At 44.4% G+C, this 25,958-nt stretch carries 13 protein-coding genes; 6 read left to right on the top strand and 7 right to left on the bottom strand.

Features of this window, described 5'->3' with window-relative positions:
• Positions 1-11: 11 nt before the first annotated feature.
• From ABIE26_RS23125 to ABIE26_RS23100, 6 genes are all read right to left on the bottom strand, one after another.
• The gene (locus tag ABIE26_RS23125; protein WP_310145893.1) at positions 12-1,931 is read right to left on the bottom strand and encodes a RagB/SusD family nutrient uptake outer membrane protein; all 1,920 of its coding nucleotides are present in this window, start codon (positions 1,929-1,931) and stop codon (positions 12-14) included.
• 20 nt (positions 1,932-1,951) lie between these two features.
• The gene (locus ABIE26_RS23120) at positions 1,952-5,185 is read right to left on the bottom strand and encodes a SusC/RagA family TonB-linked outer membrane protein (protein ID WP_310145895.1); all 3,234 of its coding nucleotides are present in this window, start codon (positions 5,183-5,185) and stop codon (positions 1,952-1,954) included.
• 14 nt (positions 5,186-5,199) lie between these two features.
• Positions 5,200-6,474: a DUF2264 domain-containing protein gene (locus ABIE26_RS23115; protein ID WP_310145897.1), complete on the bottom strand. Its 1,275-nt coding sequence runs from the start codon at positions 6,472-6,474 to the stop codon at positions 5,200-5,202.
• Positions 6,471-8,690, bottom strand: coding sequence for a glycoside hydrolase family 3 N-terminal domain-containing protein (locus ABIE26_RS23110; protein WP_310145898.1), 2,220 nt, complete (start codon positions 8,688-8,690; stop codon positions 6,471-6,473). Before ABIE26_RS23110 ends, ABIE26_RS23115 begins: the two co-directional genes overlap by 4 nt.
• 93 nt (positions 8,691-8,783) lie before the next feature.
• Positions 8,784-10,448 carry a RagB/SusD family nutrient uptake outer membrane protein gene (locus ABIE26_RS23105; RefSeq protein ID WP_310145899.1) on the bottom strand — a complete coding sequence of 555 codons (1,665 nt, stop codon included), beginning with the start codon at positions 10,446-10,448 and terminating at the stop codon, positions 8,784-8,786.
• Positions 10,449-10,458: 10 nt separating this feature from the next.
• Positions 10,459-13,650, bottom strand: coding sequence for a SusC/RagA family TonB-linked outer membrane protein (locus tag ABIE26_RS23100; protein ID WP_310145901.1), 3,192 nt, complete (start codon positions 13,648-13,650; stop codon positions 10,459-10,461).
• Between the two features lie 339 nt (positions 13,651-13,989).
• Between ABIE26_RS23100 and ABIE26_RS23095 the strand changes: the two genes are divergently transcribed.
• The 4 genes from ABIE26_RS23095 to ABIE26_RS23080 are packed head-to-tail and all read left to right on the top strand — an operon-like array spanning position 13,990 to position 20,454.
• On the top strand, positions 13,990-16,695 hold the full coding sequence (locus ABIE26_RS23095; protein ID WP_310145903.1) for a glycoside hydrolase domain-containing protein: 2,706 nt from the start codon (positions 13,990-13,992) through the stop codon (positions 16,693-16,695).
• Between the two features lie 19 nt (positions 16,696-16,714).
• Entirely contained in the window at positions 16,715-18,877 is a 2,163-nt protein-coding gene (locus tag ABIE26_RS23090) for a right-handed parallel beta-helix repeat-containing protein (protein ID WP_310145904.1), read from the top strand.
• Entirely contained in the window at positions 18,874-19,509 is a 636-nt protein-coding gene (locus tag ABIE26_RS23085; RefSeq protein WP_310145905.1) for a carbohydrate-binding family 9-like protein, read from the top strand. Before ABIE26_RS23090 ends, ABIE26_RS23085 begins: the two co-directional genes overlap by 4 nt.
• Before the next feature lie 36 nt (positions 19,510-19,545).
• Positions 19,546-20,454: a class I SAM-dependent methyltransferase gene (locus tag ABIE26_RS23080; protein WP_310145907.1), complete on the top strand. Its 909-nt coding sequence runs from the start codon at positions 19,546-19,548 to the stop codon at positions 20,452-20,454.
• Positions 20,455-20,462: 8 nt separating this feature from the next.
• Here the strand turns inward: ABIE26_RS23080 and ABIE26_RS23075 are convergent, their stop codons facing one another.
• Positions 20,463-21,539, bottom strand: a complete 1,077-nt coding sequence (locus tag ABIE26_RS23075) for a substrate-binding domain-containing protein (RefSeq protein WP_310145908.1) — start codon at positions 21,537-21,539, stop codon at positions 20,463-20,465.
• 351 nt (positions 21,540-21,890) lie between these two features.
• Between ABIE26_RS23075 and ABIE26_RS23070 the strand changes: the two genes are divergently transcribed.
• Entirely contained in the window at positions 21,891-25,034 is a 3,144-nt protein-coding gene (locus ABIE26_RS23070) for a DUF5107 domain-containing protein (RefSeq protein ID WP_310145909.1), read from the top strand.
• A gap of 21 nt (positions 25,035-25,055) precedes the next feature.
• The gene (locus tag ABIE26_RS23065; RefSeq protein ID WP_310145910.1) at positions 25,056-25,958 is read left to right on the top strand and encodes a phytanoyl-CoA dioxygenase family protein; all 903 of its coding nucleotides are present in this window, start codon (positions 25,056-25,058) and stop codon (positions 25,956-25,958) included.

Genomic DNA, 25,958 nt, shown 5'->3' with positions numbered 1-25,958 from the left:
TAAATGATAAGCTACCAGCCTATGTTCTGAACTAAATTTCTATTGTTTAATATGGTATTGTCGCGGATAGGCCAGAAATAATCCTTCAATCCAAACCTCGGCGAGAAGATCAGCCTTTTGCGGTAATACAAGCTGGTAGCCGATTGTTCAATATCCCAGCCCTGAATAGGCTTGACATATTCCTGAGGTGCTTCTTTCCATCTTCTCAGGTCCCAGAAACGTGCGCCCTCAAATGCAAGCTCGATGAGTTCTTCGCGGTGAATGATTTCCCTCAAACCAGTTGGAGTTAAATGTTTGGTCTTATTGCTGGAGTAGGCAGGCCAGGCAACCTCTACAGCCGGCAGCCCTGCTCTTTCCCGTACAAGGTTAATGTATTTATATACCTCTGCGGAAGGTCCGCTTTTCTCGTTTAGTGCTTCTGCATAAAGCAGGTACAGCTGTGCCAGCCTGAAAATAGGCCATGGATAGTTGTTGATGCTGTAATCACCTGCAGATGCGCCCTGGGTATTCTGAAAATGTACGTATTTTTTAATGAAGTAGCCTGTTACCGAACCAAAGTCTGGCTTTCCCTTACCATTGGGCTGGCCTTTTTTTGCCGAGACATAATAAGTTCCGGTTGGGGTAGCATCTGTATAATAACCCTGGCCATACCATACCCCCCCATCAAAACCCAGACTGGCATAAAAGCGAGGCTCACGGTCAAAATTGGTCGAGGAAGTTTCATAATTAAGTTTAATATACCGCTGATCGGCTGGTGTTCCGGCACGTACTGCTGGCTGGTTGATGTTCCACTGAAGGTCTTCCTCTATCGGGATGCCATTTTTGCTATAGAACATATCTACTATTTTCAGGGGCGGGGCTAGTTCATACCCAATAACATTATTGTCCTGATACCGAAAATCTACGTTCGGGGTGGCCTGTAGCTGTGTGTTTGCCGAAAGGCTCTGTGTATTCGCCCAGATAATTTCGGGGTTCCACCTTTCAGTAAAGGCATTTCTGAGCGACAACTGCTGAACGATCTGATCTGTAAGTACAAAGGTTGAGTTGGCACGGTCAAATTTATAGAGACGGTGGCCAGCAGCCTCACAAATGTCGATTGCCTCTTTGCAGGCCAGGGCCGCAGCATCCCATTTTGCAGGCATTACCTGCTGGTTGAAAAGCTGGGTACCATCGGGATTTTTTAGGGTAGCCTGTTCCGAATTTCCGTTAAATAGCGGGCTTGCTGCAGTAACCAGCACCTTGGCTTTTAAAGCATAGGCAATGGGCTTTGTAATTCTGCCCAGCATTTTAACCGGATCCGTGACAACTGGAGGAAGATCGTTCTTACCCTCATCAATAAGCTGCACGATATAAGCGAAACAGTCGTCGACAGGTGCCCTCGAAATCTTAACAGAGGAAATATCCACTTCAACAGGTAAATTTTCTTTGATCAGTGGAACCGGCCCGTACATTCTAACCAGGTAGAAATGATAATAGGCTTTCAGAAATTTAACCTCTGCAATCCACTGGTTCCTTTCTTCTTCGCTCAGGTCGGGCACTTTACCGATGTTTTCCAGAAAGATATTACAGTCGCGCAACGCGCGATAAAGGTTTACCCAGATATTTTCTCCAACCGGGTTTATAGTCGCCTGGCGGCCTTGGGCAATATTAAAAATGGCATGGTTAAAGTTGGGTCTTGGGGGGCCGTCGATTGCCCAGATCTCATCCCCACCGAGCAGCGAGGGGTCCTGTTCCAGATTGCCATCTTTAGGCATATAGGAATAACAGGTGTACAGGTATTTCTCGGCCTCTGTACGCATCGTAAAAGAATTGTCTATTGTAGGGATATTATCCGGAATGATATCCAGATAGTCTTTACAGGCACTTAATGCAGAAAAAATAATAAGGATGGCGACCCTTGCTGCCCAGTTCCTTTTTTTTAAATATTTCATATCGTACATCTAAATTTTAATTAAAAGGTTAAGTTGAGTCCGAAGTTGAAGACCTTTTGCAGGGGATAGCCGAGGCCGTTGCCGGCCATTTCAGAATCCCATATTTTAAACTTACTGAACATGAGCAGGTTGGTGCCGCTTGCATAAATACGAAAGTTTGCTGCCCTGATGCGTTCGACCAGTTTTTTGGGAAAGGTGTATCCTATTTCGACCTGTTTAAGCCTTAAAAAAGCCGCATTGCGCATGTACCATGTACTAACCTGGTTGTTATTGGCATTTGGTGTGTTGCTGAGACGTGGCAGGGTGGCATAAACATCGCGGTTTTCCTCAGACCAATGGCTATCGGCATAGGCCTTAAGCAGCTGATTGGTAAATATCCTGCCAGATGCTAACTCGGATGTATTTGGGTAATAATAGGGTACAAAGGGCGCAGTTGCAGCGGGATCAATCCAGAACGACTGATTGGCCGAACCTTGCGCAAATGCAGAAATATCGAATTTCTTATAGCTAAGTGAAAAGCCAAAGCCATATACCACTTCGGGGACGGAAGGATTGCCGATAGGCACCATATCGGCCTCATTCACCTTTCCATCACGGTTTACATCGGTGTATTTGATATCGCCACCACCATACACACCACCAAACTCCTGTCGTGGTGAGTTTGCCGCTTCCTGATCGTCGACAAATAAACGTTCTGCGATATAGCCAAACGTTTGCTGCAGGGAATTCCCCACCCTATATTTCCAGGGCTCAGCATATTGTGGTTCTTCATACACCTTGTATTTACTGGTTGCATAAGTAAAATTTCCCCGTACAGAAAGCCAAAGGTCTTTGTTCCAGGAATGTTGCATATCGAGCGACACATCGATTCCGCGGCCGCTTGCCTCGCCGATATTAGATTTGGTATCGGAAGACAGGCCCATGGTATTTGGGATGGAGGCCCGTGACATGAGAATATTGTCACGTTGTTCGGTAAAATATTCGGCAATGATATTGGCCTTGCCAAAAAGACTAAGTTCCATGGCCATGTTTTGTTTGATGGCCCGTTCCCAGGTGATGTTGGGGTTGGGATACCTGAGCACCACTACACCGTTTTTTACTTCGGTTAAATCCCTTCCAAAAACGGCGCGACGGCCGACATTGTTTAAGTCTGTATTAGACAGGTAGAAGAACCTGTCCCTGATATCCCCAATCTGATCGTTACCTACCAGTCCGTAGGTATAGCGGAACCTTAAATTGCTCACTACACGCTTCAGGGGTTCAAAGAATTTCTCATTGGAAACGCTCCAGGCAAGGCCAGCGGAAGGGAAGAAGCCAAAGCGGTTATTTGCCGCAAACCTTTCGGTTCCGTTATAACCAAAGTTGAACTCTGCGAAATACCTTCTGTCGTACGCATAGGTTGCGCGACCGGATACCCCCATATTTCGTGACGGAAGCGATTGCAGCAAGTCTTCCGCATTTGCGTTCAGACTTTGCCTGGCTATCATTACAAGCAATCCCCCTATTTCATGTTTTGAGGCGAAAGTACGGTTATAGTTCAGCGTAGACTCAAAGTAAAAAGTAGAATTTAAAGTTTTTGGCCCTTCCGAAAAGCCCAGGTATTCTGTCCCATTGGTATTGGCAATGGATACGGAATAATTATTGGTCAGCAGATCGTATCCTCCAAGCTGGTAATAGAAAGGATTGTAAGACCGGCTGTAGCTAAAGTTGGAAGTACGGGTTAAATTCACCATGGCCCTGGCAGAAAGTCCTTCGGTGATGGCATTGAGGCCCTGCTTAAGTTCAAACTGCGCCAGCATCTGGGATCTGCTTTCATCGCGATAGCCTCTTACCATATCGGCGTAAGGATTGATATAGTTGTTGGCTAAGCCCGCATTACCAAACATGATGTGCCTTACAAACTGGTGGTCTTTATCGATGGGATAATAGGCCGGAAAAAGTACAGGATTGGAGCGCATTACCTTCCGGTACATGGAGGTACCTCCGTCTATTGGTCCGTTATAATCATCAAAATTACCACTCAGGCGGACGATCAGTTCTGTAGATTTAGTGAGGTCAATATTAACATTGGAACGCAAAGAGTAGCTTTTTAAATTGATATTGTTGTTAAAGTTGTTCTTATTGTCGACTTTAAGCAAGCCATTGTCCTGTGTAAAAGCACCTGCCACATAATACCTGGCCACGGTACCTCCGCCGCTAACATTTAAGTTGTAACGCTGGTTGGTAGCATAGTCTTTAAACAGCATTTTTTTCCAGTCGTTTGCCGGAAAGACCAGGGGATTAAGGCCCTTTGCGGTATTTTCTATTTTATCTTCCAGGTAGGGCACCGGTGTAATGGCACTTCTGGTAGCCGTGGCCTCATTTGCCAGCTTCATATAGGTTACCGGATCTGCGAGTTCAACATCACTGGTGGCCGTACTTGCAGAGCTCTCGACCCGTAAAGAGACTTTTGCCTTTCCGGCAACACCTTGTTTGGTGGTTACCAGAATTACACCGTTTGCTCCGCGTGCACCATACAGTGCCGTAGCAGTAGCATCCTTCATGATAGAGAAAGTAGCAATATCATCAGTCTGCAGCCTGGCCAGGTCTGTGGTGGTGAGTTCGATCCCGTCAATTAAGATAAGGGGCCGGGTATTGGTACCAAAAGTGGTGATCCCCCGAACAAAGAAATCGGCATTGTCAGCTCCGGGCTCCCCGCTTCTCTGGTAAGCAATTACACCGGCAACCCTGCCTGCAAGGGCAGTGGTGAGGTTGCTGGATGGAACTTTCAGCTCTCCCGGCTTAACGGTGGTGATAGAGCCGATGACACTTTCCTTTTTCTGCACACCAAAAGCAACTACAGAGACCTCATCAAGGGCATTCTTTGGATTGGGCAAGAGTTTTACATCCAGCACTTTTTTATCACCAATCACAATTCTCTGACTGATATAGCCGATATAAGAAACAATAAGTACTTCGGAATCGCTGTTCACCTGGATGGTATATTTGCCATCTATATTGGTTACAGCCCCCCGCTCTGCTCCTTCTATTTTAATGGTTGCACCGGGCAGGGATTGTCCGGTTTCGTCAAAGACAGTTCCTGTAACCACACGTTGGAAGACAGGTTGAACCGCGGCATGGTTAAAAATGCCCGGACCGGGATAAAATGTTTTTTTTCGCAGCTCATGGATCATCGCTGGTGCGTAGAGCGAGCAGCAAATGAGCATGCTGGAAAGAAGCAGGTAAATTTTTGGTTTGTTTGGTTTGTGGTTCATTTTATTTAGAGGTTTTATGGAATCGAATGGTCGGCAGGCATATTTATACCTCCCCATAATTTTTTGGAAGTCCAGTCGGCCGGTTTGCCTTTCCAGAACATATCACCAGCTGGCAGGCCAAGAGGCAACAAGCCTACTGTGCATAAGTATAAACTTCCGGTAGACATGTAATACTCACCCACATCGATCTGATGGCCGCAAAAGCCGATGGTAAGCCAGCCGTTCTTATCGAATGTCCCTGGTGCTTCGATCATACGTTTAATAACCAGCGACATCGCACCCCGCACCTGTGCAGGCTGAATATTTGATGGCAGTTTGGACAGCAGCGCAATTTGGCCAAGTGCCTGCAGGGCACCAAAACGGTAAACGAGCGACCTTCCGATGGGTGGAAATGTCCCTTCAGGTGAAATGCTGCGTTCCTGAATATCAGCATAGCGCAGGGCCCGCTTTAATACTGTATCGTAAACTTCTGCTTTTTCAAGCCCTTTATCGACCAATATTTTTACAATATCGAGTAGCATAGGGTGTATCACGAAGCTGTTGTAGTAATCAAAATGAAACTTTGGTCCATCGCCATATATACCATCGCCTTTATACCACTCTTCGAGCTTCCTGATGGCATAGTCTACGCGCACAATATCGCCCTCTTCCTCTATACTGATTAAAAAGGCTTCTATCATGCCCATAAAAAGTAACCAGTTGTTATAGGTGGGCTTTATGCTCCGTGTAGCTTTAAGGGCCTTGATCACGTTGGCTTTTGTTTTAAGATCAAGGGGTTCCCAGAGTTGCTTGGGCGCCCTGATCAGTGCATGTGCTAAAAATGAGGCGTCGACCAATGCCTGTTCATACTTTTGTGAGCTGAATTGCATAAAGTCGGGCGAGGCCGGGTCTACCGCATTGGCAAGACTTTTACGCGCCAGCTGGATGTATTTTTCCCTTAAGCGTCCCTCCTCAGTCTGATCAGGCCCCAGTTCCAGCCAGGGGGCCATTCCTGCCATCAAACGACCGAAGGCCTCCAGATGAGTTACTTTGCTTCGGTCGTAAGTACTGGTGGGGTTAACTTCAACCGGCATATTTTTCTTAAGGGTTGCCCTACTCAGGTTTTGCAGCACAGGATTGGCTATTTTGGTGATTACCGAGACCCAGTATTCCCTGCTTTCTGCATTGCTACCCATTACATCATTTTCTCCCTGCTGTTTAACCGGCACAGGAGTGGCCCTGGCATTAAAATTTAGTCCCATTAAGGCTGCAGGTGGTACAAGAGATAAAAAACGGCGTCTGTACATCATTTGGTCAGTTGAAGTTTAACAGATTTGAGCGCTTCAGAATTGGGGCCCATCATTATGGTAAAGCTCCCGGGTTCAGTTACCCAACGGCCATCTTTCCAGAACTCGAGCGCACGTGAGTTGATGGGCAGGGCAACCTTTTGTGTTTCTCCTGGTTTCAGGCTGATGCGTTTGAAGCCTTTGAGCTCTTTAATGGGACGGGCCAGGGAAGAAATATCGTCACGTATGTAAAGCTGAACAATTTCATCCCCGGCCATTTTACCTGTATTGCTTACCTCAACTTCTGCAAAAACGGTCTCTTTATCGTTCATGATATTTTTTGAAAGTTTCGGTTCCGAATATTTGAATTGGGTATAGCTTATACCATAACCGAAAGGATAGGTAGCCCCTTCGGTGGTTCCCCACATCATCCTGGGCCGGCCAGGGATTAAGGTATTGTAAAATGCGGGGACCTGCCCTACATTTCTTGGGTAGGTAACGGTTAGTTTTCCGGATGGATTGATGTCCCCAAAAATAGCTTCAGCAACAACTTTCCCCGTTTCCTGGCCCAGAAACCAACCGTCTAAGATGGCTGGGACATGGTCTCTGGCCCATTGTATGGCTGCCGGACGGCCATGCAATAAAACCAGCACTACAGGTTTTCCGGTAGCTACGATGGCCTGCATCAGTTTATCCTGTTCGCCGGGCAGGGCAATATCATCCCGGTCTACGTTTTCCATTACCGTTTTATCGTCATCACCCAGTACCAGGATGCATGCATCGGCCTCCTCCGCTATCTTTACTGCCTGGGCAATGTGCCGGGAATCAGGGCGCTGTATGTCGGTACCTTTTGAGTACAGGACCCTGGTGTTTTTGCCTACCGCGACTTCAATGCCCTGTTTAACTGTAATGAAATGTTTGGGTTGCTGCGTAGAATAAGTTCCTAATCGGATGGTATCGGCATTGGGCCCTATTACGGCAATTTTTTTGAACTGATCTTTTCTGAAAGGCAGCAGATTATTCCCGTTTTTCAACAGGATGATGCTTTTACGTGCTGCTTCAAGCGCCAGGGCGTCATGTGCAGGATTGTTGAGTATGGATTTGTAGTTTGACCTTGGACTGGACAATGAGCCATCGATCTGTGAGAAGAACACATCGGCATTTACATCGGCATCTTTGGTTCCTTTTTGCAATTCGGTCATTTCCTTGCCCAGGGGATTTTCTTCTTCATCGAGGCGCAGGGCGATTTTAAATTCAAGTACTTTTCTTACGGCCTCGTCCAGCAGTTTCACTGGAACCTTTCCGCTTTTCACGGCGGTTACCAACGGCGGACCGTACATTCTTTTATCAGCCCAGGTTTGCTTAAAGGCCAATTCCGTATGTACGCCGGCTTCCAGCGCCTTGCGGATGGTCTCTTCACGGGTTTCGGTGGCAAAAAGGCGATCCTGTACCCAACGCAAGTCATTATTATCAGAAACACCCAGGCCATCAAAGCCATATTCTTTTCTGAACACCTCATTTAAGGTATAGGTGTTGATGTGACATGGCACTCCATTTAAGGTATGGTGCGCTGGCATCACCGAACCTACATTTGCTTCTTCCACAGCAGCGCGAAATGGCGGCAGGTGGATCTCGTGCAGGCTGCGCAGGGAAATCTCGACCGCAGCACCGTTTGCCCCCAGTAAAGGCTCGCTGTCGGCCACAAAATGTTTGGCCGTAGCGACTACACGGTCTTTACTGAAACGCTCTTTCCCCCGCCCCTGCAGGCCGTTGATAAAAGCCGCACCTATTTTGCTGACCAGGTAGGCGTCCTCGGCATATCCCTCCTCAAAACGTCCCCAACGGGCATCGCGCAATACCCCCAACATGGGTGTATAGCAGTGGTGGATACCCAGTGCCCGGGCTTCTTTTGCAATTACAGTAGCGATACGTTCTATCAGTTCCGGATCCCAGGAACTGGCCATAGAAATGGCCTGTGGGAAGGAAGTGGTTCCTGCGGCAACTACGCCGTGCAGACATTCGCCCGCCTGCATGTGCGGGATATTTAACCTTTTATTGGCATTGGGATAAAATGAAGCCAGCTGATGTGCCTTTTCTTCCAGGCTCATCTTGCTGAGCAGAAGTTCCACTTTTTGTCTTTCTTTCTGGGTTAAAGGAATATAGCCGCTTTTTTCCTGTGCCCTGGTATTAAAAAATGGCAGGACAATAAAGAAGAGTAATATAATTTTAGTTAACCTCATGAGTAGTTGATAAGGTAAAAACGTGCAGAGAATAAATTCTCTGCACGGCACCAATTGTGTGTATGAAAAACTTGATGATAAGCCTATTGGTCTCTAATTGTAACCAGGATTTTGCGCCAGCGTTGCGCCTACATTTCTGTCAATTGCGGTTTGCGGAATTGGCATTAAATTGTTGAACTGCTGAACAGATGCTGCTGATTCCGGTGAACCAAACCGTTTGGTACGATCGTAAACCAAACCCAGACGGGTGAGGGTCAGCATCCTGAATTCTTCGCCAAATAACTCACGCGCACGTTCATCTAAAATGTAGTCCATGTTAACATCACCAGCTGCTACAGGTGTCGCATTAGCGCGTCCCCTGACAATGTTCAGGTCATTTGCGGCTAAATCACTACGGCCTTTATTTAAATAAGCTTCAGCTCTTAAAAAATAGGTTTCAGGTAAACGGATGACGTAGAAATTCCTTACATATCCATTATCTGGCACTGCATTGATGTGTTTATCGGTGCCAAACTTAGCCCAGTTTGGATACACAAAAAGCATGGTATCTTCACGCGTTGTCAGGTAAGATTTAGGGATAAGGTCTTTCTTTTTAAAGATGACAACACCATTTGCGTCTTTGATATCTGCGCCAAAATAGTATTTACGTTTAATGTTAACCTCATTATTCCTCATGTCGGCTCCGGAATTTTTCCAGATGTTATAGTTGGCATAGTTAGTGGGCCTTACAAAACCAACTCCCCTGCCACTTGAATCAGTTGGCGTTCCCGGATAACCCAATTTGGCTGCACCCCAATACTGGCACCACATCATTCGTTCGATGAGGGGCCTTGTTATCGTACCTGGTACGCCTCCCAATACCGGCCCTCCAGTTGCGGTAACCGCAAATTGCGCATTCCATATGCTTTCATTATTACCTGCTTGTGTGTTTTGGTTGCCCATTACAAATAAGTCGTAATAATAGTTTTTATCGGCCTCAGCTGCGCGGGCACCAAAGCGGGCTTTTACTAAAGCATAATTACCATCTGTACCATCAATAACACGGGTAGCAGCTGCAATAGCACCATCATAATCTTTTAAACTGATGTTAACTTCAGCCAGTATATGGTCGGCTGCCGCTCTCACCACCCTGCCCGGCTGCGTTGTTGTTAAAGGGAGGTTGGCTGCAGCGTAAGTTAGATCGGCCTTTGCAAAGCTGTATACTTCCTCACGTGTGTTGCGCACATAATCAACTTTAGCTTCAGTAACAGGTGCGTCAACAATAGGTACGCCACCAAATGCATTGGCAAGGTTACGGTAAGCAAAGCCCCTAAAATAGCGGGCCTCAGCAATGGCGGCATTTTTTGCAGTTTCACTTGGCCAAACAACCGCCGGGTTAGCTGCTCCGGCAATCAAAGTATTTGCTACTTTAATAAGTGTGTATTGCCAGCTCCACCAATCACCTGAAAAATTATCTGTTCCGTTAACTATGCTCCAATTGTTATATTTCGAAGTGGCGTCGCGAGGGTCAAAGAACACATCGGTACCCAGGCCTAATATCCAGGCATCTTTCGTTTGGTCTGCTGAACAATAGAACAACTGTACATAATGATACATAGATGCACTCATTACAGAAAACTGTGCAGGATTTAATAAAGAGTTGGATTCGTCAAGGGCCTTCTGATTTTCCTCCAAAAAATCTCTGTCATTTTTACAGGAAGATATGGTTAACAACACGAGTCCTACACTTGCCAGTATTATATTTTTATACTTTTTCATATTTAAAAAATTAAAAGCCAACATTTAAACCAAATGAGACAGCACGCATGATAGGTTGTGATTTATTTACCGCCGAATTTGACGACCCACCATTGCCTCCTATTTGTCCACCGTTTGCAGGATCAAGACCTGTCCAGCCAGTAATGGTAAACAAATTGGTACCACTTACATAAGCTTTAAGGTTCGCAATCTTTAACTTATCTGTAATATTTTTAGGAAAAAGATAGCTTAGCGAGGCATTTTGCAGCCTTACAAAAGTTCTGGATTGGTAAAAGCCATAACTAAGTGGATTGCCATAGTTTGGTCTTGGATATTCATTTCCCGGATTCTCGGGTGTCCAGTAAGGCAGGTTTAGCCAGTTGCCTATGGTAACAGCGCCTGGATTCAGTCCTCTCAAATTGGTTGACATAAAGAAATTATCTTTTCCGCCTCCAAATATCCCATTTAAGCTAAAAAACAGCTGGAAATTTTTATAGGTGAAAGTATTAGAAAGGTTCATGTTAAAATTCTCTTTTCCATAACCGATGATAGAGCGGTCGGCCTGGGTTATTTTTCCATCCGGCGTTCCATTTGGCCCGCTGATATCCTTGAATTTAACATCCCCCGCCACTCCACCATTGGCAGAAATATAGGCTGCGTCAGAGGCTTGAACTATTCCATCAAAAGTATAGTCAAATATGGCTCCTAATGATTTTCCAATAAACAAGCCATTACCCGTATCGTCATCTTCTCTCCCGGTCAAAGGATTTATTTTATAATTTAAGTGAACCAGTTTATTTCTGTTCATCCAGAAGGCGAATCCGCTTTCCCACTTAAGTCCTTTTTCTGTTTTAAGGTTAATTGAATTCAGGGTAACTTCAATACCCTTATTATCCACCTGTCCCAGATTGGCCTGAACAACGTCATAACCGGTAATATTCGGAATTAAACGCGTGATCAGCTGATCTTTTGTAGAACTTTTATAAGCCTCAATTGAGCCCCATAAGCGATTATTTAAGAGACTAAAATCAAGCCCCAGGTTAAATGCCGATGTTTTTTCCCAGGTCAGGTTTTTATTTCCCAATTGAGATGGGAATGTATATTGGAAAGACGTCGGGCCAAATACCACATATCCCGGATTTGGATAGCCGCTGGTACCGACAGCTGAACCAACGGTTGCCTGCGTTTTATACGGAGGGATCCCCTGATTACCGGTATTGCCATAGGATGCCCTGATTTTTAAATTATTGATCGCAGTAACATTTTTCATAAACCCTTCTTCACTCATCGCCCAGGCAATTGATGCACCAGGAAAGTTCCCAAATTTCCCTCCCTCGGCAAATGCGGAGTAACCATCTCTGCGGAAATTGAAGGTGGCAAAATACCTGCTTTTATAATTATAATTTAACCGGCCAATGTAACCTATGTTGGCAAACTCGCTGAAGGTACTGTTGGACCTTTGCGTGGTTGCATTATTTAATCCGTAAATACCTAAAACCGAGGATCCGAAAGATGCGTAATCGGTTCCTGTAGCACTAAGTTCTTCTGTTTTACTGTTATCACGGGTATAGCCAATTAGCGCATCAACATGATGATCGCCAAATTGACGATCGTAAGTTAACAGGTTATCAAACAAATAAGTAATTGTAGTACCATTTTGTTTGTTGCCATAAGCATTGGCTAAAAATTGAGATGGATTGGCGATATTACCTGGCAATAAAGTATTTACCTCGCCCGATTCATGATGAAAATTAGCGATATTGCTTCCTGATCTTTCGCCGTTAATACTTAAGCGGTAAGACAAGCCTTTTACAAAAGGAAATTTCACATTAATAAAGCCAGTACCCCTAATGCTGTTATATTTTTCAACATTATCATCAATTGAACCCAAAACCTTACTGCCCGCATTTCCCCAATATGGGTTAAAATTTGAGCCATTCCCTTGTGGGAAACGCTGCAGCAAAGTATTGTTTGTCCCCTCCACGTATTTGTAACTATAAGGAGATAAATAGGTAGCCATGTATAAATCGGCAGGTATACCCGAATAATCACGTGACGAATAATAGCCATTAATACCATAAGAAAGCCAGCTATTAATGGTGTTCTCAACCTTAAGGGTCAAATTTGGCTTACTGTAATTGTCGTTAGCTAAAACCCCTTTTTGCTTGATGTAACCGGCAGAAAAATAATAATTTACATTATCCGTTCTTCCGGAAATACTAACATCATAGTTTTGGACCGGGGCATCCTGCTGTATATCTTTTATCCAGTTAGTGGTATACCCTGCATTGTACGCCTGTAACTCTAATGGTGCAGCTCCAATTACAGCTGCAACGTTAGCAGGATTAGTACCTCTCGCTTTTGCCAGATCGGTCCTCCATTGGATGTATTGCTCACCGTTACGCATTTGCGGAACCCGCGTCCAGCTTTGGGTTCCATAATAAGTATTAAAATTGATTTGCGGCTTTTCACTTTTACCTCGTTTTGTGGTAATCAGGATGACTCCATTTTGTGAACGTGACCCATAAATAGCTGCAGAACTTGCATCTTTTAAAATATCAAAGCTGGAAACGTCGTTCATGTTAATCTGGTTCAGGTCCCCATTGAAAATAACCCCATCCAATACAATTAAAGGATTTGAACTGGCACTAATAGAATTCTGCCCCCGCACCACGATATTAGGTGTAGCCCCCGCTGTGGTAGAGGGGCCCACGTTTATACCTGGAGTTCCCTGGATAGCCTCCAGGGGATTAATTAAAGGCACAGACTCTTTGGGCCCTCCTTCCAACTTAACCGTAGCAATAGCTCCTGTTACATCCTTCCTTTTCTGCGTACCATAACCTACAACCACCACATCATTCAATTGATTGGGGGAGGGAACAAGGGTAACGTTTATTTTGGTACGTCCGTTTATTTTAATTTCCTGAGAAACATACCCCAGGTAACTTACGGTAAGTGTAGCATTAGGCTCTGTGCTTAGGGAGAAATTTCCGTTGCCATCTGTAACTGCTCCACCACCGGCCGAACTTTTGATACTGGCACCAATAATGGTTTCGCCTTTCTCATCCAGCACCTTACCAGTAATGGTAATTGGCGCATGCGAGGCTTCGACTGCCATAGCCTTACCAGCAGAGACCAGTAAAACTGTAAAAACAGCAGCAAGCATCATTTTTGCAACTCTCAGGTTTAAAAAGCCGCAATTTCGTAGTTTGAGTTTTGTCATACATCAGGAATTAGGTTTATAAGATTCTATTTGGTTCTGGTCATCTGCGCTACGGTTAAATTGCGCAGCCAATGTTAAGCAAGCCAAAATCAAGCTAAGTGTGCGAACACAGAATTATCCCATCTTGCTTACACAAACATAATAAAATATTAATGTGTGCGAACACAATTTTGAAATTATTTTTTATTAACCACTTTTTGTTGCTATGTTTGGGCTACAGCGTTTTTTGTTTTACAGCCATGCAGACGCTAAGTCAGCTGATGAATTTAAACCAGAAAAGGCCCCAATTGCCACAACCAACTATAAACCGTTCCATTTGTTTTTATCAACCAAAACATTATGAAAAAATTATTCTTCTCTTCGCTGATGCTCATTGCAAGCCTTGTTTACGGACAAAACAAAGACAAGCTCCTGCATCCCATCGATGTAGATGCCATCCGGGAAACGAAACTGACGGGTTACATCGGACTGAACCCTACAATCATGTCTAAACCAGCAAAACCAGCAGATGTAAAGTCTTTCATAAAGAGGTTCCCAAATAAAAAATACTTCACATTCCCCGAAAGTCGGGAAAACCCGATCAGACTGCTGGACAGTCTGCCAGAAAAATGGACACGCTATTCGGCAGCCGAGATGAGCTCCTTTAAAGGCACCGCGCAGCCAGGAGAATATTACGTATTTCAGGTAGGTGTTTATACTGACGCACCTACACTAAACAATATAAAGGTAAACCTCTCCCCTTTAAGCGGAAGCGGAAACCAATCTATCAAAGATGTTACCTGCTTTAATACAGGAGGCATTTCATTTAAAGGGGAAAAATTCTCCAAACCGCTCCTCCTCAGGGCTAAAAATGTTTTGCCCCTATGGTTTGGGGTATCAATTCCCGAAGACAGTAAAGGAACATACAGGGGGCAGATCCAGATTAAGCCGGAAGGACTACCCGCAACAGTTATAGAGGTTAGCTTAAATGTAACCGGGAACACCATTGCCAATCACGGTTACAATGATGAAACTAAACTCTCCCGCCTGGCCTGGTTAAATACAAAAGTTGCACTCGATAATGGCATTACCAATGGCTTCAAACAGGTAGACCGGGAGCAAAAGCACATCTCTATTCTGGGCAGGACCATACAACTATCGAACGAAGGCCTTCCGCTTGATATACAGACTTATTTCGACAAGAATAACGAACTGATCCTGCCGAAGGGCGAACCGATCATCGCAGCCCCCATTAAATTCATTATTGAACAGAATGGAAAAGAACTGACACTTAGCGCAAATGCCCTGAAATTTGAAGACCATTTCCCGGGTTCTACCCACTGGGAAACAAAATTAACCGGCGGCGACATTACGGTTACTGTTAAAGGTCGTGCAGATTATGACGGCTTTATAGGGTACAGCGCCCTGGTAACCGCTTCAAAAGATATTGAAATAGACGACATCAGGCTGCAGGTACCCATGCGCCCCGAAAAAGCAACCTATATGATGGGCTTGGATAAGGAGGGCGGCTTTAGTCCGGCCGACTGGCATTGGAAATGGGACGTAAAGGAAAAACACCAGGACGAGGTATGGATGGGAGCGGTAAACGGCGGACTTAAATTAAAACTTAAAGGAAAAAACTATCAGCGTCAGCTGGTTAACCTGTATTATCCTTTTGGCCCGCTCCATGAACCTGAATCCTGGGGCAATGGAAACAAAGGAGGGGTAGACATTTACAAGCAGGACCAGAGTGTAATGATAAAGGCTTATTCCGGAAAGCGCATCCTGAAAAAAGGGGAAACTTACCAGTTTGATGCGGAATTCCTGGTAACTCCTTTTAAACTCATCAATAAGGACATACAGTTTAACGATCGCTATTATCATTCAGATATCGACACCACCAGCAACACCATTAAACTTGCGCAGGAACACGGAGCGAACATCATTAATGTACACCACAAAAAGGATATCTATCCCTTCCTGGATTATCCTTTTGCAAACGACAATGTACCGGACCTGAAAGCTTTTATAGACAGCAGCCATACAAAAGGATTTAAAACAAAGATCTATTATACCACAAGAGAGATCAGCGTAAATGCACCAGAGCTCTGGACCATGCGTGCCCTGGGTGATGAGATCATTTATCCTGGCCCGGGTATGGCTACCAGGACTCTGGTAAATCCAAATGGTGTACATCCATGGCTGGGTCAAAACCTTAAGAAGGATTTTATCCCGGGTTGGGTAGCCACCTTTACCTCTGGCAAATACAAAGGTCGTCAGGACCTTGCGGTACTGACCAGGCCCGATTCGAGGCTGAATAACTTCTTTTTAGGCGGCCTGGAGTGGATGTGCAAAGAATTAAACATTGATGGCATTTATATGGATGACCTGGCCCTTGACAGGGAAACCATGCAAAGAACCCGTAAAATTCTGGAAAGGGACCGCCCCGGGGCTAAAATTGATATGCACACCTGGAACCACTATAACAAATATGCCAAATGGGCTTCATCGCTTAACCTGTACATGGATATGCTGCCTTATATCGATCATTTATGGGTAGGTGAAGCCAGGGATTACAACAGGTCATCCGATTACTGGCTGATAGAGGTCAGCGGTGTTCCTTTTGGATTGTCATCACAAATGCTGAACAAAGGTGGAAATCCATGGCGGGGAATGGTTTTTGGCATCACCAACAGATTGGGCTGGTTCAAAGCAAAAACACCTGAACACATCTGGAAATTCTGGGACGACTACCACATTGAACGCAAACAGATGATCGGATTCTGGAACGATGATGTTCCGGTGAAAACAGATAATAAAAAAACAGAAGCTACCATATACAAAGGAAAAGATGAGGTAATCATTGCCCTTGCCAACTGGACTTCTGAGCCGCAAAAATGTAAATTGAATATCAACTGGAAAGCCCTTGGGCTTAATCCGGATAAGATAACCACAGAGATACCCGCAATCATCGACTTCCAGGAAGAACGCAAAATTAACCTTGACAAGGAAATTGACCTTGAAGGAGAAAAAGGGTTCCTGATCGTTATCAAAAGAAAGCAATAATTACGATAAAAAAGAGAGTATGATTGTTACTGCCATAAAAAAAAGGCTTGCAGGCTTGCTGCTGTTAATTATTGGTATCCTACCCACCTATGCACAACAAGCCAACAAAATATATGTTTCGCCAAATGGGAAGAAAACAGGCAGCGGAGAAATTAAAGCTCCGCTGGCTACTATAGAACAGGCATTAAAGCTGGCCAATATCCGTAGCGGGAAAACCAAAAAACCTATAGAGATTATTTTACGGGGTGGGGTATATCCCATTTCCAGTACCCTGGAAATTGTACAGCACAAAACCTGGAATTCTGCCGTTCCGTTAACCATTAAAGCCTGGAACAATGAAAAACCTGTTTTACATGGGGGAAAGATCGTTCCGCGAAAGCTCATCAGACCGGTTAGCGATCCGGACTACCGGGAGCGTTTTTCGCCGGAATTCAGAGACAGGATCAGACAGGTAGATTTAAGGGAAGCAGGCATTAAAAACACCGGAAAACTACGCATGACGGGCTTCACCAGGCCCTTTGCCCCCGCAGCATTAGAGATTTTCACGAATGACGAACCCGGCAGAATAGCCCGATGGCCAAATAAGGGCACGGTACCCATCCACATGGTACTGGATACAGGATCAATACCCAGATGGGGGGACTCTACCAACCGCGGAGGAACATTCACCTATAAAGACATCAACCGTCCTTCCAGATGGAAAGAACCCCATAACGCCTGGATTGCAGGCTTTTTTATGTGGGGTTACGCTGATGATGCGGTTCCGCTGAAAGGCATTGACACGGTTAAAAAGGCCATTACTACCTTGAAGCCGCATTCTTATGGATTTGGCAGTGGAAAACCATGGAGGGCCTGGCACGCTTACAATATACCCGAAGAAATTGACGAACCGGGAGAGTACTATGTAGATAGAGATCGCCGAATGCTCTACTTTTTGCCACCGGATAATTTAAGCAAACTCGAGTTATCTGAGCTGGAAACACCACTGCTTGCGATAGATGATGTACGTAATGTGACGATAAAAAACTTAAACTTTACTTGTAGCAGGGGTATAGGTATTACCATGGAAAGAACCGAAAAAGTACTGATAGATGGCTGCAAGTTTACCAACCTTGGCATGGTTGCCATTTTTATGGGGAAGGGTGTAGAAGCCGAATCGGACAGCCTGAGTGTATTTGCTGTGCAGCCCAAGTCAAGATCTATAGGCAGCCTGGTCCAATACGTTTACGATCATACCACTTTTGATCGCGAAGCAGGGAAAAACAATGGTATTGTGAACTGCGAGGTGTACAATACCGGCTCCGGGGGCTTTCTGATCAGTGGTGGCAACAGGCTTACACTTGAACCAGGGAACAATTACATCAAAAATTGCAGCATACACGACTTTAACCGCATCGAAAGATCGTACCGCCCGGGTATCTGGATTACAGGTGTAGGCAACAGCATTTCCAATTGCGACATCTACAATGCCCCTTCTTCAGGAGTAATGCTGCACGGCAACAATCACCTGATAGAATACAATAACTTTCATCACCTGGTTATGGATTCAGATGACATGGGCGCCTTGTATTTTGGCCGAAATCCCTCAGAACAGGGACAGATTGTACGCTATAACTACTTTCACCACATTGGCGGGGACCACAAAACGATGGCTGTTTATCACGACGACGGGGCCTGCGGAATGGAAGTGTACGACAATGTTTTTTACAAGGCCGGAACGGTAGCCGGCTTTGTTGGTGGCGGCAGGGACAATCCCTACCACAACAACATTTTTGTGGAGACGAAATATGCCGGACATATAGACGACCGCCTGAAACACTGGGCAAAAGCCATGTTGGTAAAGGACGGCACTTTTCAAAAAAGACTGGAAGCCGTGAATTATAAAAAGCCGCCATATGCTACCCGTTACCCATGGCTTTCAAAGTATTTTGAAGACGATCCGGAGCTTCCGAAACGGGATACTTTTTCAAGAAATGTATTGGTAAAAATGCTGAACCGCGTTGAAGGAAAGCAGGAATGGCTGCCTTTTACCAACAGCAATTACGAAACCAACGAAGATCCAGGATTTGAAAATTATGCAGCAGAGAATTTCAAGCTAAAGCCAGATGCAGTAATCTGGAAAAAGATTCCCGGATTCAGAAATATCCCATTTGAAAAAATAGGCTACAAAAAAGTAAAATGACACTTTGGGCTCCCTCTCTTCAAAACATAAACAGCAGATCAGACCTTACAGAAGTCTCTGATCTGCTAAACGGATTAAAGCGGCACCCTATTGCGATTTCACCCTGGAAAGGGTATGCAGCACCGGTAACTGCTGCTTTTTCCATTGCACATGGACAGGACTGCATCCTGCTCAAATACTTTGTAAGGGAGCCTTTTAGTATCCCACTTTATCATAAAATCAATGACCCGGTTTATAAAGACAGCTGCGTAGAATTTTTCATAGGTTTTAACCAGGAGACCAAATACTATAATTTCGAATTCAACAATGCAGGCACAGGCCTGATGGGCTTTGGTACGAAAAACGAAAGAGCATATGTTGCTGAAGCAGTGATCAGACAAATTAAATACAGCTGCTCATTTAAAAATGCAGAAAGCGAAGGCCTGGCCTGCTGGGAGCTTGTGCTAGTCATCCCTTTTACTGCATTCTGTTTTCATCAGATTAATGCAGTTAGCAACATGTTGTGCAAAGGCAATTTTTTTAAGTGCGGAGACGACCTGTCCCAACCTCATTACCTGGTATGGAATAATATCCATTCTGCCAGGCCTGATTTTCATCAGCCTGAGTTTTTTGGAACAATTGATTTCGGATAATGGCAGTTTTTTTATAACCTTGCTAAAAAAAAGCAGATGTTTCAAGAAGAGAGTTACAATAAACACGGAAACTGGTACAATAACCTTTTTCCTACAGAGGAATCCAAAAAAGCTTTTTTTAAAAAATTCAAAGACGCAGGCGAGAATACCATTAACAACTGGCTGCAGAACATCATCTTTTCCTGCCTGGACCCACTGCTGAAAAAACCGGGTACATCCTGGCTAACCGTAGGCGATGCGTATGGAATGGACGCAAATTATATCATTTCGAAAGGAAACGGAAGCACTGCACACGCAACAGATCTCAACAGCGATTTCCTGAATATATCACATCAGGAAGGCTTTATACAGAGTTTTTCCGCAGAAAACGCGGAAAAACTTTCTTTTCAAGACAATAGTTTCGATTACGTTTTGTGTAAGGAAACCTACCACCATTTTCCCCGTCCCTTTATGGCGGTATATGAAATGCTCCGGGTAACCAGGAAAGGTGTGATGATCATTGAACCCCAGGATCCTGTAATCAAAATGCCGATACTGCTGTTTGTGACAAACCTCCTCTCGGCCGTTAACGACAAGCTTGTGCAGACAGTCTGGAAAAACCGCTTTTCTTACGAGCCTGTAGGAAACTTCGTTTACAAAGTTTCTGAGCGGGAATTTGAGAAGCTGGCAGCGGGAATAAATCTACGCCTGATTGCCTTTAAGAGAATCAACAGCAATTTCTATTATAAGGGAGCAGAAACTACTTTGGCAACCAACAATAACTTCAGCTTTTTGAAGCTAAAGCTAAAGAAAGGGATATTTGACCTGCTGGTGAGCCTCAGGTTATGCAGCAGCCAGGTGCTGACCAGTATAATTTTCAAAGAAGTGCCTGACGAGCAGGAACTTCAGCAATTAAAAAAGGCTGGGTATCATCTTGTACAGATTCCTGTTAATCCCTACTTATAACATTATCCTCAAAACCGGTTGTAGAGCAAAGAGTCATCTATGTAATAATTCAGGTTCTCTTTGGTCACAATATCCAGAGGAAGGAACTTTATAGCCGAGATTTCTTTTTTAAACACCAGGTGATCAACCAACTGATTGATACCCCAATAGCCCTGCCCAAGCGGGTTTTGATTAATTAAAAAGCTAATAGAGCCTTTATTCAGGTGGTGGAGGTTTTGGGGGATTAAATCGTACCCAATGATGCGGATATGGCTGATGAATTTCTGTTCAAAATACCTCGCGATTTCAAAGGCCTTGGAAGTGGTCACAAAGCAAAACTGTAGTTGTGGATTACTTTCAAATATAGCATCCAGCTGTTCAACAAAGAGCGCATAGTTCCGGAGATTCAATTCGGCCTTAATGATCTCATATTGGTGGTTCAGGTTATTTTGAAGGAAGTAATTCCTTAAGCCCTGTTCTTTCTTGGTAAGGTGGGCAGAATTACTGATCTCTTCATCTATGTGTGCAATAAGTACAGATGGGGGATTTGGCTGTCCATAATGGATCAGCTTGCCGGCAACCTGTCCGCTTTGATAGGAATCCTGTCCGATATAACTCAAAGGATCAAATTCTGCAATCTGGGTATTGAACAATACAAAAGGGATTTCCTGTGCTTTCCAGGTTTCAAAGAAAGGAAGTACCTCACGGTAAAACATAGGGGCCAGCAATATTCCGTCCGGATTGCTGCGGCTCGCTTCTTCTGCCTTTTTAACAAATGAACCCGGATCGTAGGGATTGAACATAAATAAAGTTACCTTAACTCCATACTGCCTGGCCTCTTTAGCGGCCTTTTGGATTCCTGATTTGGGGTCAAGCCAATATGCATCATATTTTGGATCGCCTATCAAAGCTGCAAAATGATACTCCTTTTTAGTTCCAAGGGCACGTGCCATAAAATTAGGCTCGTAATTCATCTCTTCAATGATTTTAAGGATCCTTTCCTTTACCTTTTCCGAAACATTCCCCCGGTCGTGCAATACCCGGTCGACAGTACCTGCAGATACTTTTGCTTTGACAGCAATATCCTTAATACGGATGTTTTTCATCTCCTTGTTTATTTTGTAGTATTTAGTTTAAGCGTTCAATCTTTTTAAAGCAATACATTTCAAGGGATCCCCCTGGACTTATTGCTTCAAAAAATTTAACAAATGTATTTATTTAGTTTGGAAGATAAACATAAATAGATGCTATCCTGATGTTCTTTATAATGTTGAAATATTAAAATGTATGCGTATTACAAATAAAACACATTTTATTGATTATTGAAACAAATAAGTTAGTGTGTGCGCACACATTTTTTTATTTATTAGCTTGTTTCTTAATTTATTGTTCCCTAAGTTTGATTATATAAATACGTTGGGCCCGACTGTCTGTTGCGGCTCAATTCATGAGATCGAATGAAATACATCAACACTATAGAAAAAGCCAGTATCAAAAAGGAACTTGTTCCGCTTAAAACGTATCCTTATTCAGACCCCAGTCCTATTCCTGAGTTTGGTCGTCTGTATCCCTACAACAGATTTGACGGGTATACCAATAAAAGCTGTGATCAGATCTGGGAGATGATTGTAATGGAAAATGAGCACATCAAGATCTGGATCAATCCTGCCGTAGGCGGCAAAATATGGGGGGCCATAGAAAAATCGACGGCCGAAGAATTCATCTACTTTAACCATACCGTAAAATTCAGGGACGTTGCGATGAGAGGGCCCTGGACATCGGGCGGTATGGAAATAAATATGGGCATCATTGGCCATACGCCCTCCTGTTCAGCACCGGTCGACTATAAAATGATGGAAAACGAGGATGGCAGTGTAAGTTGTTTTATTGGGGCTACCGACTGGCCTTCACGCACCGAATGGCGCGTCGAGATCAACCTGCCCAAAGATGCTGCCTGCTTCAGTACCAAATGCTGGTGGCACAACAACAGCTGCATGCCACAGTCTTATTACCAGTGGAACAATGTAGGTATAAAAACCTCGGGAAATCTGGAATACATTTACCCCGGACAACAACGTTTGGGTCATGACGGAACAGCATTAAGCTGGCCTGAGGATGAGGAGAACCGGAAAATATCCTTCTACAATCAAAATGACCACGGAGAATACAAATCCTATCATGTTTTTGGAGCCTACAGCGATTTCTGGGGTTGTTACTGGCATGATCAGCAATTTGGCATAGGACATTCAGCCTCATACGATGAGAAACCGGGAAAGAAAATATGGATATGGGGTCTGTCGCGTTACGGAATGATCTGGGAAGATTTGCTGACGGATACCGATGGTCAGTATACCGAAGTCCAAAGCGGACGGCTTTTTAATCAAAGTGTTGCTGCAAGCTCCAAAACCCCTTTTAAACACCGCTCTTTTTTACCCTATACTTACGACACCTGGGAAGAGCACTGGTTTCCTGTAAAAAATACCGGTGGATTGACCTATGGTAACCGGCAACTTTCCTTTTGCATCAGCTCACAAAATGGCCAGTATAAAATCAACATTTGCGCCAACAAACCGCTGTTACAGACCTTTAGGGTATTACACTACCAAAAGGAAATTTTAGCAGAAAAAATTGATTTGAGGGCAATGGAAAACTGGAGTTTTACACTTCCCTTTGCGGTGCAGGAAAAAGATGTACAGGTTTTTCTGGATGAAACCATGATTTACAATGGCCCGGAGCAACATACCGCACTGAAACGTCCAACAAGAACAAATCCGGCATACGATTCAGAATCGGTACAGGCCTGCTGCATACAGGCAAAAGAGTGGGAAAGACAACGTTTTTTCGATCGCGCTATAGATCAATACCTGCTTTGCCTGCGGCAAGACCCATTTTTTATGGAAGCCCTAAGCGGACTTGCAGGCTTATATTTTAAGCAGATGAAATATGAAGAGGCACTCCATCTCATTATTGATGCCTTATCTGTAGACACCTATCATCCTGAAGCAAACTATTTATATGGACTCCTGAACGACCGTCTGCAAAATATGGCTGATGCAAAAGATGGCTTTTCAATTGCCAGTCAGTCCGTTGAATTCAGAGCTGCATCTTTTATTGAACTGGCCAAAATAAGCATTCGCGAGGGACAGACCGCTAGGGCATCCGGTTATGTAAAAAAAGCGCAACAGTGCTGGCCTGGTAACCTGCAGTCTTTATATTTAAGCATAATTGTCCACAAACTACAGGGAGCCAATGAAGAATCGATGCATCTGATCAAAGAATTACTGATCACCGATCCCCTCAATTACCTGGCAAAGTATGAACTGGCCCAGGCAAAACAATTGCCCATAAGCAGGCTTACTGAAAGTGAACTGCCTTACGAGACCTATATCGAGCTCGCAGCTTTCTATTACAACTTAAATCTTCACCACGATGCACTTCAAATTCTTGATGCTGCGCCGGATTACGCAATGGTACATCTTTGGAAAGCCTATCTCTATTCTGTTTCAGGTGCAGTTAAAAAAGTAAAACCAGCCTTAGATCTGGCTGCATCGTCAAACCCTGATTTTGTATTCCCTCATCGAGAAGAAGATGTAAACATATTGTATTGGGCCGTAGCCAAACAGGAAGAATGGAGGTTTAAATATTACCTGGCCCTGGCCTACATTCAGAATCTTCGAAAAGAAGAAGCGCTTTCACTGTTAAACAGCTGCCAGCAACTGCCGGATTTTTATCCGTTTTATATAGTAAGGGCTAATTTAAGGAAGGAACTTGGACACGATGGATGCCTGCCAGACCTAAAACAGGCTTTAGCACTGGCCCCCAACGAATGGCGTACCATATTGGGGCTTTCTAAATATTACGCGGAAAATGAGGACTGGAACCAGGCGCTTCAGGTGACAAAAAAAGGGTATAAGCAACACCCAGACAATTACTACCTGGGCTTAAAACTGGCCAGATGCTTTATGTATACCCAAAACCTGGAGCAGGGTATTGCACTGATGACCAATATGACCGTACTTCCTAATGAAGGTGCTTCGGAAGGAAGGAACAGCTGGCGGGAAACTCACCTTATGGCGGCAATGAAAGGAATAATAACGGGCGATCGGGAAAAAGCAATAACGCACATTGGCTTAGCCAGAACATGGCCCGAAAATATGGGTATTGGCAAGCCCCATCATGTGGATGAGCGCCTTGAAGATTACATGGAACTTATTTGCATGGAACAAGGCAACATTATAGAAAGGCAGGCACTTACCCTTAAAATAATGGACTACAGAAAACACCATGGTCATACACCATACGGATCTACGGATTTTTTAAGCATTTTGCTCCTGAAGCAATCGGGAGACACAGCGGAAGCCGGTAAAATTTTGGCCGACTGGCTCAAAGCAGATCCCCTGGCTTTGCCGTTAAAATGGTGCCAGACCTTTTTTAAGGGAGTGCAGCAGGAAATTGACGCTATATCCAAGCTAAAAATTGTCCGTAAAGAAGTTTTACCCTATGAACTTCCCTTTGAAGACCGGTCGTTTCGGTTCATCAAACAACTGTACACTAATGGCCTGCTGAACAAGCATACGCATTTAGCAATAACTACTCAATAAATTGGATTAAAATTAGAAAAGATGAATACGAACCAACTCAAAGATCTTTCTGAATACCACCAGCTGGTGTCAGACTTTTTCAAATGGCCAGCCAATAAAAATGAATGGGAACAATACCGTCTCAACGATGAGCAGGTCAGTTTTTTTAAAGAAAATGGTTACCTGAGCGGTATAAAGTTTTTGGAAGAGTGGCAGGTAGACCAGTTAAATCAGGACCTGGTAAGGATCTCAGACCCCAACCTCCCGGATCATACCTTATTTCATCAATTCTTTTCCAATGCTTCAACGGATCCGGAGTCGGTTTTGTTCCATGCACTGGGTGCCTGGCGAATCACACCTGCTTTTCACGACATTTTATGGAACCCCGCCTTTGTAATGGCAGCAAGTCAGTTACTGGGCGATAGGGCGGTACGTTTCTGGCACGATCAGCTATTCTGTAAGCCGGCAAAACATGGTGGTGTTGTGGCCTGGCACCAGGATTATTCTTACTGGACACGCACAGTGCCCCTTCAGCACCTAACCTGCTGGGTAGCATTGGATGACGCCACCACAGAAAACGGCTGTATGTATTATGTGCCCAAGAGCCATAAATGGGGTTTACTGGATAAACCGGAATTGGCAGGCGAAATGGAAGGACTGATGGAGTTCTTAACGGACGAACAAAAAGCAGCATTTAAACCAATACCCATGGAACTGAAAAAAGGCTACGGAACTTTTCACCACCCGTTATTGGTACATGGCTCCTATGAGAATAAATCCGAAAGATCAAGAAGGGCATTTGTGCTGAACATGTTTGCAGATGGGACAATCTCCGATACGGAAAAAGAACTCATGCCTGGTACCCCTGCCATCCCTAAAGGAGAAAAAATAACCGGACGGTTTTTTCCCCTGCTGATAGATCCAAAAAAAGAGCTTGCGCTTTAG

Source organism: Pedobacter africanus (assembly GCF_040548825.1).
Taxonomy (GTDB): domain Bacteria; phylum Bacteroidota; class Bacteroidia; order Sphingobacteriales; family Sphingobacteriaceae; genus Pedobacter; species Pedobacter africanus_A.
This window is presented reverse-complemented; position numbering and strand designations above follow the sequence as displayed.